The organism is Pantoea sp. S61 (genome assembly GCF_016625145.1).
Taxonomy (GTDB): Bacteria; Pseudomonadota; Gammaproteobacteria; order Enterobacterales; family Enterobacteriaceae; genus Pantoea; species Pantoea rwandensis_B.
Map to the genome: position 1 here is coordinate 1 of NZ_JACVUO010000018.1, position 13,028 is coordinate 13,028.

At 55.0% G+C, this 13,028-nt stretch carries 12 protein-coding genes; 3 read left to right on the forward strand and 9 right to left on the reverse strand.

Translation table 11 applies throughout. The annotated features are described in order from the left end of the window. Positions 1-97 precede the first annotated feature (97 nt). From hemG to pepQ, 4 genes are read right to left on the reverse strand one after another with little or no spacing between them, the layout of a single operon-like run. Positions 98-634 (reverse strand): menaquinone-dependent protoporphyrinogen IX dehydrogenase, encoded by a 537-nt coding sequence (gene hemG / locus IAE30_RS24200; RefSeq protein WP_200681130.1) that lies wholly within the window; start codon positions 632-634, stop codon positions 98-100. An 18-nt stretch (positions 635-652) separates the two neighbouring features. Then, entirely contained in the window at positions 653-2,104 is a 1,452-nt protein-coding gene (gene trkH / locus IAE30_RS24205; RefSeq protein WP_038643764.1) for a Trk system potassium transporter TrkH, read from the reverse strand. A gap of 26 nt (positions 2,105-2,130) precedes the next feature. Beyond that, on the reverse strand, positions 2,131-2,748 hold the full coding sequence (locus tag IAE30_RS24210; RefSeq protein ID WP_038643765.1) for an IMPACT family protein: 618 nt from the start codon (positions 2,746-2,748) through the stop codon (positions 2,131-2,133). Next, positions 2,748-4,079 (reverse strand): Xaa-Pro dipeptidase, encoded by a 1,332-nt coding sequence (gene pepQ / locus IAE30_RS24215; RefSeq protein WP_200681131.1) that lies wholly within the window; start codon positions 4,077-4,079, stop codon positions 2,748-2,750. The genes IAE30_RS24210 and pepQ overlap by 1 nt, the downstream gene beginning before the upstream one ends. A 186-nt stretch (positions 4,080-4,265) precedes the next feature. Here pepQ and fadB point away from each other — a divergent pair, with 186 nt between their 5' ends. Next, positions 4,266-6,449: a fatty acid oxidation complex subunit alpha FadB gene (fadB, locus tag IAE30_RS24220; protein ID WP_200681132.1), complete on the forward strand. Its 2,184-nt coding sequence runs from the start codon at positions 4,266-4,268 to the stop codon at positions 6,447-6,449. Positions 6,450-6,459: 10 nt separating this feature from the next. After that, positions 6,460-7,623 carry an acetyl-CoA C-acyltransferase FadA gene (fadA, locus tag IAE30_RS24225; RefSeq protein WP_200681133.1) on the forward strand — a complete coding sequence of 388 codons (1,164 nt, stop codon included), beginning with the start codon at positions 6,460-6,462 and terminating at the stop codon, positions 7,621-7,623. A gap of 45 nt (positions 7,624-7,668) precedes the next feature. On the opposite strand, the gene fre is transcribed toward fadA, so the two are convergent. From fre to pepE, 3 genes are all read right to left on the reverse strand, one after another. Further along, a complete protein-coding gene (gene fre, locus IAE30_RS24230; RefSeq protein WP_038643768.1) occupies positions 7,669-8,370 on the reverse strand; it encodes an NAD(P)H-flavin reductase in 702 nt (233 codons plus the stop codon). Between the two features lie 31 nt (positions 8,371-8,401). After that, positions 8,402-9,886 (reverse strand): 4-hydroxy-3-polyprenylbenzoate decarboxylase, encoded by a 1,485-nt coding sequence (ubiD, locus tag IAE30_RS24235; protein ID WP_039329276.1) that lies wholly within the window; start codon positions 9,884-9,886, stop codon positions 8,402-8,404. Between the two features lie 74 nt (positions 9,887-9,960). Next, on the reverse strand, positions 9,961-10,692 hold the full coding sequence (pepE, locus tag IAE30_RS24240) for a dipeptidase PepE (protein ID WP_200681134.1): 732 nt from the start codon (positions 10,690-10,692) through the stop codon (positions 9,961-9,963). A 216-nt stretch (positions 10,693-10,908) separates the two neighbouring features. On the opposite strand from pepE, the gene rfaH reads away from it, so the two are divergent. After that, positions 10,909-11,397 (forward strand): transcription/translation regulatory transformer protein RfaH, encoded by a 489-nt coding sequence (gene rfaH / locus IAE30_RS24245; RefSeq protein WP_038643771.1) that lies wholly within the window; start codon positions 10,909-10,911, stop codon positions 11,395-11,397. Here rfaH and tatD read toward each other — a convergent pair. Continuing rightward, positions 11,394-12,176, reverse strand: a complete 783-nt coding sequence (gene tatD / locus IAE30_RS24250; protein ID WP_038643772.1) for a 3'-5' ssDNA/RNA exonuclease TatD — start codon at positions 12,174-12,176, stop codon at positions 11,394-11,396. The two genes, rfaH and tatD, sit on opposite strands and share 4 nt — an antisense overlap. Positions 12,177-12,259: 83 nt before the next feature. Next, a complete protein-coding gene (gene tatC, locus IAE30_RS24255; RefSeq protein WP_038643773.1) occupies positions 12,260-13,027 on the reverse strand; it encodes a Sec-independent protein translocase subunit TatC in 768 nt (255 codons plus the stop codon). Position 13,028 lies beyond the last annotated feature (1 nt).

The following is a 13,028-nucleotide window of genomic DNA, read 5'->3' on the forward strand; positions in this document are numbered from 1 at the left end:
CTCAGTGGTGGCGCATTATAGGGAGTTATTCGGAGCTGACAAGGGTTTATTGCAAAAAAATGATCGTTCGACCTAAATTTAGCCACAACGCTCTATTTCACAACGATTTGCCTGGTAACTGCACAAAATCCTGGGCAAAAACCGCCACTTTATTCCAATCGGTGTATTCCACTTCTTTAGAGGTATCCGTCTCACCGCCCGTCATACGCATAATCAGTTGAATCATGACACGATCAAACCAGCGATAACGAGGGTAGCGCAGCGCGCCGGCAAATACTGCACAGCAATCTGGCTGCCAGGGGCATTGCTCGAGAAACTTGTGCGTATACGCATTAGTCGCTGGCGTGCATTTATCCGCTTTTCGCGCGGTAAGGTTGACGCTGAAAAAGCCACTGACGCGCTGGTACAGCTCAGCCTTGTGCTGAGTGACAAACTTCATCAATGCCGGATGGAAATGCCCGTAACGGATCGATGCACCAATCAGCACGCGATCATACTGCGCCCACTCAACTTTTTGCGCTTCCAGCAAATCAATCACATCGCACAGCTGTTGCGGCGCTAATGTCTGCGCAATACGCGCCGCGATCTCGCGGGTTTGCCCATCGCGGCTGGAATATAGAATTAAAGCTTTCATTAGATAATCCTGTTTCTCTTATTCACGCCAGAAAGTCGGGGTGAACAGGACCAGCAGTGTGAACACCTCAAGACGCCCAAACAACATGGTCAAAATCAAAATCCACTTAGCCACATCATTCATAGAAGTGAAGTTGTCTGCCACAACGCCCAGGCCTGGCCCAAGGTTGTTCAGCGTGGCGGCCACAGCAGCAAAAGCGGAGAAGTCATCGACGCCCGTGGCGATGATGGCCAGCATGCTGAGTAAGAACACCAGTGCATAAGCGGAGAAAAATCCCCACACGGCTTCAAGGATGCGTTCCGGCAGCGCGCGATTACCCAACTTAATGGTATAGACCGCGTTCGGATGCACCAACCGCTTCAACTCACGCGAGCCCTGCTTGAACAGCAGCAAAATACGAATGACCTTTAATCCACCACCCGTCGATCCCGCCATACCGCCGATAAAAGCAGAGCAGAGCAACAGCACCGGTAGGAACAATGGCCAGCGCGCAATGCTATCGGTGGTAAATCCTGCCGTTGTCGCCATCGATACCACCTGGAAAAAGGCCTGGTTCAGTGTTTGCCAACCGCTGGCATAGACGTTGTGGAACCACAGCACTACCGTACAGATCAGCACTAACGTCAGCTGTACGCCAATAAACATGCGGAATTCGGGATCGCGCCAGTAAACTTTGAGGCTACGGCCGCTCAATAAAGAGAAGTGCAGACCATAATTACAGCCGGAGATCAGCAGGAACACCGCCACAATGGTATTGATAGTAGGACTGTTGAAGTAGCCGATACTCGCATCATGCGTAGAGAAACCACCAATCGCGATGGTGGAGAAGCTGTGGCCTATCGCATCAAACATTGGCATGCCTGCCAGCCACAACGCCACCGCACACGCTACGGTAAGCAATACATAGATGAGCCACAACGTTTTAGCCGTTTCGGCAATACGCGGGCGCATTTTGTTATCTTTCAGCGGCCCCGGCATTTCAGCGCGATACAGCTGCATACCGCCAACGCCCAGAATCGGCAAGATGGCTACGGCCAGTACGATGATCCCCATACCGCCCAGCCACTGCAGCATTTGACGATAAAACAGAATCGCTTTAGGTAAGGTATCGAGGCCGACTAACGTGGTCGCGCCGGTAGTGGTCAGCCCGGAGAAGGATTCAAAGAAAGCATCAGTGACCGAAAGGTGCGGCTGTTCGGCAAAAATGAAGGGCATCGCACCGACACTGCCCAACACGGTCCAAAAAAGCACGACAATCAGAAACCCTTCGCGCGGTTTAAGCTCAGTTTTCTTTTTGCGATTCGGCCACCACAGCAGCGAGCCAATCACAATCGCCATCATAAATGTCTGGCTAAACGCACGTCCGGCGCCATCGCGATAAATCAAGGCCACCAGCCCCGGCAAGATCATAGTTACCGAGAATAAAATCACCAACAGGCCCACGATGCGGGTAATGGCGCGAAAATGCATTCAGCCGTTCCTTTAAACAGATGCTTTTAGTTGTCCAGCGGGATGAGCGTCAGCGCGCCCCGGCTGTAATCAGAAAGGTTTTGCCGAAAGCCATCGATCTGCGGATGCGGCAACGCCAAACGTAGCGCAATACGATCCTGATAATGGCTCTCTTCGATGATGCCGTCAAAACGTTGCAACAGACGCTCAATATCACTTAACTGGGCATAGTCACATTGCAGGGTAAAAGATTGCATCGGCACTTTACGCGCACGCGCCAGGTGCTTCAGCCCCTGCTGCACGCCACCGCCATACGCTTTAACTAATCCACCCGTTCCCAACATAATGCCGCCATAATAGCGCACGACCACTGCCGTAATCTCGCCCACGCCGCTCCCCATTAACTGTGCCAGCATAGGCTTGCCTGCGGTGCCGGAAGGCTCACCGTCATCGGAGAACCCCAACTGCTGCGAATCATCCGGCGCACCCGCAACCCACGCCCAGCAGTGATGACGTGCCGCAGGATGTTCTTGCTTTACCTGCTGAACGAGACCGCGTGCCGCCTCAACGCCATCGGTATGTGCCAGATAGGTGATAAAACGGCTTTTCTTAATGGTTTCCTCACTGAGACTCACAGCCTCAGCGGGAATATCGTACGCCTCCATCAGGCCAGATGCAGATCGCGCGTCATGTTTTCAACGCGATTAGCGTGGATCACCACATTATCTTCGATACGAATACCACCGTACGGTTTCAATGCGTCGATCGCATGCCAGTCAAAGTACTGGCTGTACTTACCACCACGGAGTTTCGCCAGCAGTGAATCGATAATGTAGAAACCGGGCTCGATGGTCAGCACCATGCCCGGTTCCAGCACACGGGTACAGCGCAGATAAGGATATTGCGACGGTGCAGCCATATGCGTGCCGTTGTCATCTTGCATAAAGCCGGCAACGTCGTGCACCTGCAAGCCCAGCGGATGCCCCAAACCGTGTGGCATAAACGGACCGGTCAGGTCTTCCGCCACCAGCACCTCTTCGGTTAAACCTTTCACCAGGTCGAACTTCAGCAATAGACGGGCGATACGCTGATGCATTTGCAGATGATAATCGGTGTATCGCACGCCCGCTTTCAACGTCGCAATCAGCGCCAGCTCTTCTTTATTCATCGCCTCCACCATTTCGGCATAGCGCGATTTGCTTTGTGCTGCATAGCTGCGCGTCAGGTCGGCGGCATAACCAAGATATTCGGCACCGGCATCAATCAGGAAGCTATGACGTTTCACCGGTGGCTGATGGTCGAGTTTGGTGTAGTGCAGCACCGCAGCATGTTCGTTGAGCGCGATAATATTGCCGTATGGCACGTCGGTATCACGATGGCCGGTCGCAGTCAGATATGCCTGGTTTATGTCGAACTCGCTCATCCCCGAGAAGAAGGCTTCTTTCGCCGCACGATGCCCCGCCACGGCAAGCTTCTGCGCCTCACGCATACAGGCCAGTTCGTAGTCAGTTTTAATGCTGCGATGATAATGAAGGAAGTCGATAACGCCTTTTGGATTCACGCGATCGCTCTGAATGCCGAGTTGCGTGGCTCGAGATGGCACAGGTCCGATATAAGCCACATTGTCGCGCTGAGCCGGCAGCAGTTGCCCAATCTCATCGGCATCTTTCAGGCCCACCACCTCAACATCCTGAGTCCAGAAGCTGTTGGGCAATGGCTCGACGTTATGCCAGTAATCCACCGGCGAGTAGAACCACAGTTTTGGCTTGTTAACACCAACGATCCATAACCAGCAGTTGGGCACCTGCGTCACCGGCACCCAGGCTTTAAATTGCGGATTCACCTTAAACGGATAGTCGTGATCGTCGAGGAAAACGGTTAACAGCTCGCCAGAGTGAATCAACATCGCATCAAGCTTAAAGCGTGCTAGCACCTGTTGCGCGCGCTGTTGCAGCGTATTGATATGCGCGTGATACAGGGTTTTAAGTGAATCCATGGACTTGTCTCCAATATCGCGAAATTGGCCGCAGTGTAGCACAGCCACGACAGCGTTGCCGTGCTGCACACGCTGTGATCGGCGTACCAAATAATCAAAGACTCGTTTGCAAAAAATTAACATGCCGCCCACACTCCCATTCATCTGGTATGACCAGATCACCTTTCGCGGTTTCAGGAGACGGACATGCTCTACCAAGGCGATACCCTTTCAGTTCACTGGCTTGATGATGGCATTGCAGAACTGGTTTTTGATGCCCCCGGTTCAGTGAACAAACTCGACACTAAAACCGTCGCTTCATTGGGCGATGCACTCAGCGTGCTGGAACAGCAGCCCGATCTACGTGGCCTGCTGCTCACATCGGCCAAACCAGCATTCATTGTCGGTGCCGATATCACCGAATTCCTGTCGCTGTTTGATGCGCCTGAAGAGAAGCTGAGCCAATGGCTGGCATTTGCGAACAGCATCTTTAACCGTCTGGAAGATTTGCCGGTGCCGACCGTTGCAGCTATTGACGGCTACGCGCTGGGTGGCGGCTGCGAATGCGTGCTGGCGACCGACTTCCGCGTCGCGACGCCCAGCGCCCGCATCGGCTTGCCGGAAACCAAACTCGGCATCATGCCAGGCTTTGGCGGCAGCGTGCGCTTGCCACGTTTGCTCGGCGCTGATAGCGCACTGGAAATCATTGCCGCAGGAAAAGACATTGATGGCACCAGCGCCCTGCAACTCGGCCTGGTCGATGCGGTAGTGAACAGCGAAAAACTACGCGCTGCGGCACTCACTATGTTGCAGGATGCGGTTGCGCAAGGCAGCTGGCAGGCGCGTCGGGCACCTAAGCTGGCCCCACTGAAATTAAGCCCGATTGAAGCGGCGATGAGCTTCACCATTGCCAAAAGCATGGTGATGCAAACAGCAGGCAAGCATTATCCCGCGCCTATTACCGCGGTGAAAACCATTGAAGCGGCAGCCGGTTTAAGTCGTGACGATGCATTAAAACTGGAAACCGCTGCATTCGTGCCGCTGGCACAAAGCGATGTGGCGCGCGCGCTGGTCGGTATCTTCCTGAACGATCAATATGTCAAAGGCCTGGCGAAAAAGCACAGCAACGCAGCCGGTGCACCGCAGCAGGCCGCCGTGTTGGGCGCAGGCATTATGGGAGGGGGGATTGCTTATCAGTCGGCATGGAAAGGCGTGCCGGTGAAAATGAAAGATATTAATCCGCAGGCGCTGACGCTGGGGATGACGGAAGCCAGTAACCTTCTTAACAAGCAACTGGAACGCGGCAAGATCAACGGCGCCAAACTGGCGAGCGTCCTCACGACGATTCAGCCCACGCTGGATTACGCCGGTTTCGAACGTGCCGATGCGGTGGTCGAGGCCGTGGTCGAGAATCCGCAAATCAAGGCCAAAGTGTTGGCAGAAACCGAGCAACACCTGCGCGAGGATGCCGTACTCGCCTCCAACACGTCGACCATTCCGATTAGCCTGCTAGCGCAATCGCTGCAGCGTCCAGAAAACTTCTGCGGCATGCACTTCTTTAATCCCGTGCCGCGCATGCCGCTGGTTGAGGTGATTCGTGGCGAGCAGACCTCAGAAGCCACCATCAGTAAAGTGGTGGCCTGGGCCAGCAAGATGGGCAAAACACCGATCGTAGTGAATGACTGCCCCGGCTTCTTTGTAAACCGCGTGCTGTTCCCCTATTTCGCTGCTTTCAGTTTGCTGCTGCGTGATGGCGCAGACTTCCGTCAGATTGATAAGGTGATGGAAAAACAGTTCGGCTGGCCAATGGGCCCGGCCTGGTTGCTGGATGTGGTCGGCATTGATACCGCTCATCACGCGCAACAGGTGATGGCACAAGGCTTTCCTTCCCGCATGCAAAAAGATTACCGCGACGCGATTGATGTCCTGTTTGAAGCCAAACGTTACGGTCAGAAAAACGGCCTGGGCTTTTATCAGTGGGAGCAAGATAAAAAAGGCAAAGCACAGAAGAGAGCCGATCCGGCTGTTGATGCACTGCTGGAACCGATTTGCGAGCCGAAACGCGTGTTCAGCGATGAAGACATTGCCAACCGCATGATGTTGCCAATGCTCAACGAAGTGGTGCGTTGCCTGGAAGAGAACATTATCGCTTCTCCGGCTGAAGCCGATATGGCGCTGGTGTACGGATTGGGTTTCCCTCCATTCCGAGGGGGCGCCTTCCGCTATATGGATACGCTCGGCCTTAGCAATCTGGTTGATCAAGCCAAACGCTACACCCCACTCGGCCCGCTGTATGCGGTACCTGAACTGTTAGTGCACAAAGCGCATCAGCACCAAAGCTGGTATCCCGCAGCCCAACCGATTGACGAAGCAACACTGCAAAGTGCCTGAGGTAAAGAATATGGAAAAGGTAGTCATAGTTGATGCGGTACGTACACCGATGGGCCGTTCAAAAGGCGGCGCGTTTCGTCAGGTACGCGCGGAAGATCTCTCGGCGCATCTGATGCGCGAGCTGCTGAGCCGCAATCCCGGCGTTGATCCGGCCTCTCTGGATGACATCATCTGGGGATGCGTGCAGCAGACGCTGGAACAGGGCTTCAACATTGCGCGTAACGCGGCACTGCTGGCAGAAATTCCGCATCGCGTGCCTGCCAGCACGGTGAATCGCTTGTGCGGTTCGTCAATGCAGGCGCTGCACGATGCGGCGCGCGCGATAATGGTGGGCGATGCGCACAGCTGTTTGATTGGCGGCGTTGAACATATGGGGCATGTGCCAATGAGCCACGGCGTTGATTTCCATCCGGGCTTGGGGCGAACAGTAGCGAAAGCCGCTGGCATGATGGGGTTGACCGCAGAAATGCTGGCGCGCATGCATCACATCACCCGCGAGCAACAGGATGCCTTTGCGCTGCGTTCACATCAACGCGCCTGGGCTGCGACCCAGCGAGGCGATTTCAAACGTGAGATCGTGCCGACCTATGGCCACGATGCCGACGGTGTATTGAAACGCTATGAAACGGATGAAGTCATCCGTGAGGATACCACGCTGGAAGGATTGGCTACGCTGCGTCCCGCGTTTGACCCGGTTAACGGCACCGTCACCGCAGGCACCTCTTCAGCACTCTCGGATGGTGCCGCCGCCATGTTAATTATGAGTGAAAGCCGCGCACGCGAACTCGGCCTGACCCCGCGTGCACGTATTCGCAGCATGGCGGTTGTTGGCTGTGATCCCTCCATCATGGGTTACGGTCCGGTGCCGGCCAGCAAACTGGCACTGAAACGCGCCGGATTGAGCGTGCAGGATATCGATTTGTTCGAGCTTAACGAAGCCTTTGCTGCACAGACACTGCCGTGCATTAAGGATTTAGGATTGCTGGATCAGCTCAATGAGAAAGTGAATTTGAATGGCGGCGCGATTGCGCTGGGGCACCCACTCGGATGCTCGGGGGCGCGTATCAGCACGACGCTGCTCAATCTGATGGAACGTCGTGATGCGCAATTTGGTCTGGCGACCATGTGTATTGGCTTAGGCCAGGGCATCGCGACGGTATTCGAACGCGTTTAATACGTTGATGCACGTGTTCCCGCCCTTTCGGGCGGGCTTTTTTACTCAGATAAAGGCAAACGCATCGCCAAACATCTGCGCTTCAACCGCACCACGTTCCGCGCAGAAACGCTCGCGCGCTATCTTCGCCATCTCGAAACGACCCGCAATATAGATATCGTGCTCGCTGAGCGTCGCGTAATCCTGCATCACCGCTGTGAGTACGGTACCACTGCGCCCTTCCCAACCCTCTGCTGGCTGCTCCACCACCGGAATCACCTTGAGATGAGGATGCTTGACCGCCAACGCGTTCAACTCATCCAGATCGTACAAATGCATCAATTCCCGGCCGCCCCAGTAGATGGCGATATCGCGGTCTGGCTGCTGCGCCAGTGCCGTCAGCAGAATCGAACGTGCATAGGAGAAACCGGTGCCGCCCGCGATCAGAATAATGGGGCGATCGCTATCTTCACGCAGCCAGGCATCGCCATGCGGCATATCCACCGTGATTTGACGATCGTTTTTGATGCGATCCATCACCGCCATCGCGTAGAGATTGAGGTCAGATGCGCCAATGTGCAGCTCAATGATGTCTTTTTCCATCGGGGTTGAAGCCAGTGAGAAGGGGCGCTTATCACGCTCATCCATCACTACCATCAGGTATTGCCCCGCACGGAAAGTAAAATCCGCCGCAGGAATTAAACGGACGCGGTAAACGGTATCCGTAATCGCTTCGACCGAAGTCACCTTGCAGTTTAACGTCGTCATACGTGCCCTTTTTTATGGTTTTCTGCCGCCTTTAGCGCTGCGGCGGCTCGGCAAAGATAGCTAACTCATCCCAAATTGCGTCAATACGCGCGGTCACCGCCGGATCTTTTACAATCGGTGTACCCCATTCGCGAGTGGTTTCGCCCGGCCACTTATTGGTGGCATCAAGTCCCATCTTCGAGCCCAGGCCGGAAACCGGAGAGGCGAAGTCGAGATAGTCAATTGGCGTATTCTCCACCATCACGGTATCGCGCGCCGGATCCATACGCGTAGTGATCGCCCAAATCACATCGTTCCAGTCACGTGCGTTGACGTCGTCATCGCATACGATCACAAACTTGGTATACATAAACTGGCGCAGGAAAGACCAGACGCCAAACATTACGCGCTTGGCATGCCCGGCATATTGCTTTTTGATCGTCACCACCGCGAGGCGATAAGAACAGCCTTCCGGCGGCAAGTAGAAATCGACAATTTCCGGGAACTGCTTGATCAGAATCGGCACCAGCACTTCATTCAGCGCCACACCCAATACCGCAGGTTCATCCGGCGGACGACCGGTATACGTTGAATGATAAATCGGGTTGCGACGTTGCGTTACGTGCGTCACGGTAAATACCGGGAAGCTGTCTACTTCATTGTAGTAGCCTGTGTGGTCGCCGTAAGGGCCTTCTGGCGCCATGTCACCCGGTTCGATGTAACCTTCTAAAACGATCTCTGCGCTGGCTGGCACTTCAAGATCGTTAGACAGGCACTTCACCACCTCGGTTTTATTACCGCGCAACAAACCGGCAAAGGCATATTCTGACAACGTATCGGGCACCGGCGTCACTGCGCCCAGAATCGTGGCGGGATCGGCGCCCAGCGCCACGGACACCGGGAAGCGTTCGCCCGGATGGGCTTTGCACCACTCCTGGAAATCCAGCGCGCCTCCGCGATGCGACAGCCAGCGCATGATCACGCGGTTTTTGCCGATCACCTGCTGGCGATAAATACCCAGATTCTGACGTTCCTTATGCGGACCACGCGTGACGGTTAAGCCCCAGGTAATCAACGGCGCGGCGTCGCCCGGCCAGCACTTCATCACCGGAATGCGCGACAGATCGACATCATCACCACTGAAAACCTCTTCCTGGCACGGTGCATTGCGCAGGCGCTTGGTCGGCATGTTCAGCACTTGTTTGAACTGCGGCATTTTATCGAACAGATCGCGGAAACCTTTTGGCGGCTCGGGTTCTTTCAGAAACGCCAGAAGCTTGCCCACTTCACGCAGCGCGCTGACCTCTTCCTGCCCCATGCCCATCGCCACACGCTTAGGTGTGCCAAACAGGTTACACAATACGGGCATGTCGTACCCTTTCGGGTTCTCAAACAGCAGCGCCGGACCGCCAGCACGCAAGGTGCGATCGGCAATTTCAGTCATCTCTAACTCAGGATCGATCTCCTGAGTGATGCGCTTTAACTCGCCGCGCTGCTCCAGCAACGCGAGGAAGTCTCGTAAATCCTGATATTTCATGCGGCGTTAGCTTCCAGCCAGAGTGAATTGGCCATTATAGGTCTGATTCACGCTGGCGTGTTGTGGTTTGTGGTTCAAGCTGGTTGACAGGAGAAAGGCACCAGCGATTGAATGGCCATCACATCGTGATGTGCGGCGATTGGCTCACCATGACGGAACACTTTAAAGTCTTCGCCGCGCGCGCTGTAGTAACGCAGGCGGTTTTCACTGACGTGCAGGAAACTGGCTTCTCGCAGAGCGATCACCGACTCATGTGGATTGACGGCGCAGAACTCCGCCAGACGCTCATCACGGGTTTCCCCCATATGCCCGCTGACGTGAGCATCCAGGTAATGTGGGTTAATCTGCACCGGGAACAGGCCTAATGCAGGCAGAACCACGCTGCTGCGCACCGGCATGTCGTTAGTGGTACGAATCGATGGCGTGGCCACATTGCAACCGGCGCTCCAGCCGACGTAAGGCACATCTCGCTCACGCACGGCACGTTGAATCGCCACGATCAGCCCGTGCTCGTGCAGCATCTGATTGAGGAACCAGGTGTTGCCTCCGCTCACCAGGATTAACTCCGCCTGGTCAATTGCGGCCACCGGAGAGTCAAACTCGTGTACGGTGCGCACCTGAATACCCAATGAGTCAGACAGGTCTTGCGCACGCTGCGCATGGTCACCGCGAATGATGGCGTAGGGTACCAGTACGGCCGAGGTGATACCGCGCTGGGCGATCATTGCATGCAGTTGTGGGTGAGCGTAGCTCAGCAGTGGCGCGTCATCGGCCACTTTGCCATTACTTAATAAGAACAGTTCCATCAGCCAGTCCTTTTTCAAATGAGAGCGAAAGATGGGGAAGGAGTCTGATACAGATGGTCATCAGCCGTCAATTTTCTTGCAAGAAAGCGTTAATAAGCCGCACCAATCGGAAAATTCGTAGTGATTTTTATTTCACAGCCGCGTTTCCACTGGCCGATGCGCTATAACTCTGACAACAGGTTTGTTATTCTTAGCGTCCAATATTTGGGAGCAGTTATGGAATCCTGGTACTTACTCTATTGCAAACGTGGACAGCTGTTGCGCGCGAAAGAGCATCTTGAGCGGCAGGAGGTGAATTGCCTCAGCCCGATGATCGCTCTGGAAAAGATTGTGCGCGGTAAACGCACCACGGTGAGTGAGCCGCTGTTCCCCAACTATCTGTTTATCGAATTCGATCCGGAAGCGATTCACACCACCACCATCAGCAGCACACGCGGCGTCAGCCACTTTGTGCGCTTTGGCGCGCAACCGGCAACGGTCTCCAGCGAAGTGATTGAAGCGCTGCAAACCGATGTTCCGCAAATTATGCTGGATCCAGAAACGCCACAAAGCGGTGATGAAGTGATCATCACCGAAGGGACTTTTGAGGGGCTGCGCGCTATTTTTGCCGAGCCTGATGGCGAAACCCGCTCAGTGTTACTGCTGAACCTGCTCAACAAACAAGTGATGCGCAGCGTCGACAACAAACAGTTCCGTAAGCTTTAAGCCAGTTTAAACAGCTGACGTGCGTTGTGATTGACTTGCGCACCCAGCGTTTCAGCCTCTTCCCCACGCCAGTTCGCCACCTGCTGCACAATATGCGGCAGGAAACATGGCTCGTTTCGACGCGAAGGCGGCCGTGGATGCATATCACGCGGTAGCAGATAAGGCGCATCGGTTTCCAGCAGCAGACGCTCGGCTGGAATCAGTGGCAGCATCTCACGCAATTCCAGGCCACGACGCTCATCGCACACCCAGCCGGTAATGCCCACCGATAAACCCAAGGCCAGACACGATTCCAGTTCATCACGCGTGCCGGTAAAACAGTGTGCCACCGCGCCCGTCAATTTCGGCAGCCACGGCTCCAGCACCGCAACAAAACGATCGTGCGCTTCGCGGCAGTGGAGAAACACCGGCAGTTGTAACTCCGCTGCCAGCGCCAGCTGTGCATCAAAGGCGTACTCCTGCTGGTCGTGCGCCGAGAGATTGCGGTTAAAATCGAGGCCGCATTCACCGATCGCCACCACTTGCTCACTCTCAGCCAGACGGCGCAACGTGTTCGCCGTCTCTGCCGACCATTCACTGGCGTGATGCGGATGCACGCCGGCTGTAGACCAGCAATAGCCTGGGTGCTGTGCCGCGAGCTGACGCGCCTGCTGGCTCTCCAGCGCATTGGTGCCGGTAATCAGCAGGCCGGTGACGCCTGCTTCGCGCGCGCGTTTAACCACCTGATTGCGATCTTTTGCGAATTGCGTGCTGGTCAGGTTTACACCGATATCAAACATGTCTTCTCCCAAATAAAAACCGCCCAATGTGTGGGCGGTTTAGATTCTTAACGCTCATCCCGCTCGCTTGCGGGGATGCCTTGTCAGGATTCGGTATTCTGTTCCTCATCCTCTGAATCTGACGCCTTGCGCCCTTTACCCACATAGTAACGGGAGAAGAATACGCCGACTTCAAACAGGCAGTACATCGGAATAGCGAGCAAAGTTTGCGAGAAAACATCCGGCGGTGTGAGCAACATCCCAACAACGAACGCGCCAACCAGCATGTAAGGACGTTTCTTTTTCAAATCCTCTGGCGACGTAATGCCCGTCCAGCACAGCAAGACAATCGCAATCGGCACTTCAAAGGCCACGCCAAACGCCATGAAGATAGTCATCACGAAGTCGAGGTAATTGGTGATATCGGTGGCGATGGTGACGCCCTGCGGCGCGGTTTTAGCGAAGAAGCCAAACGCCAGCGGGAACACGATGAAGTAAGCGAAAGCCACGCCAACGTAGAACAGCAGCGTACTGGAGAACAGCAGCGGCATCACTAGCTTACGCTCATGGCGATACAGCGCAGGCGCCACAAAAGCCCACACCTGATACAAGATCACCGGCACCGCAAGGAACACCGAAACAATGATGGTGAGCTTAATGGGGGTGAAGAACGGTGAAGCCACGTCGGTGGCGATCATGCTGGCACCGGCCGGCATCTGGCTAATCAGCGGCGAAGCCACTAAGTGATAGATGTCGTTGGCGAAATAAACCAGGCACAAAAAGATAGCAAACACCGCAATAATGCAGTTCAGCAGACGCTTACGCAGCTCAATCAGGTGGCTGATGAGCGGTTGGGTATCTTCAACGGCCATG

Excerpts from the sequence above, each read along its gene's own strand:
- pepQ (WP_200681131.1), bottom strand. The coding sequence starts at position 4,079 with ATGGATTCACTTAAAACCCTGTATCACGCGCATATCAATACGCTGCAA.
- fadA (WP_200681133.1), top strand. The coding sequence starts at position 6,460 with ATGGAAAAGGTAGTCATAGTTGATGCGGTACGTACACCGATGGGCCGT.
- pepE (WP_200681134.1), bottom strand. The coding sequence starts at position 10,692 with ATGGAACTGTTCTTATTAAGTAATGGCAAAGTGGCCGATGACGCGCCA.
- ubiD (WP_039329276.1), bottom strand. The coding sequence starts at position 9,886 with ATGAAATATCAGGATTTACGAGACTTCCTCGCGTTGCTGGAGCAGCGC.
- tatC (WP_038643773.1), bottom strand. The coding sequence starts at position 13,027 with ATGGCCGTTGAAGATACCCAACCGCTCATCAGCCACCTGATTGAGCTG.
- fre (WP_038643768.1), bottom strand. The coding sequence starts at position 8,370 with ATGACGACGTTAAACTGCAAGGTGACTTCGGTCGAAGCGATTACGGAT.
- hemG (WP_200681130.1), bottom strand. The coding sequence starts at position 634 with ATGAAAGCTTTAATTCTATATTCCAGCCGCGATGGGCAAACCCGCGAG.
- fadB (WP_200681132.1), top strand. The coding sequence starts at position 4,266 with ATGCTCTACCAAGGCGATACCCTTTCAGTTCACTGGCTTGATGATGGC.
- IAE30_RS24210 (WP_038643765.1), bottom strand. The coding sequence starts at position 2,748 with ATGGAGGCGTACGATATTCCCGCTGAGGCTGTGAGTCTCAGTGAGGAA.
- trkH (WP_038643764.1), bottom strand. The coding sequence starts at position 2,104 with ATGCATTTTCGCGCCATTACCCGCATCGTGGGCCTGTTGGTGATTTTA.
- tatD (WP_038643772.1), bottom strand. The coding sequence starts at position 12,176 with ATGTTTGATATCGGTGTAAACCTGACCAGCACGCAATTCGCAAAAGAT.
- rfaH (WP_038643771.1), top strand. The coding sequence starts at position 10,909 with ATGGAATCCTGGTACTTACTCTATTGCAAACGTGGACAGCTGTTGCGC.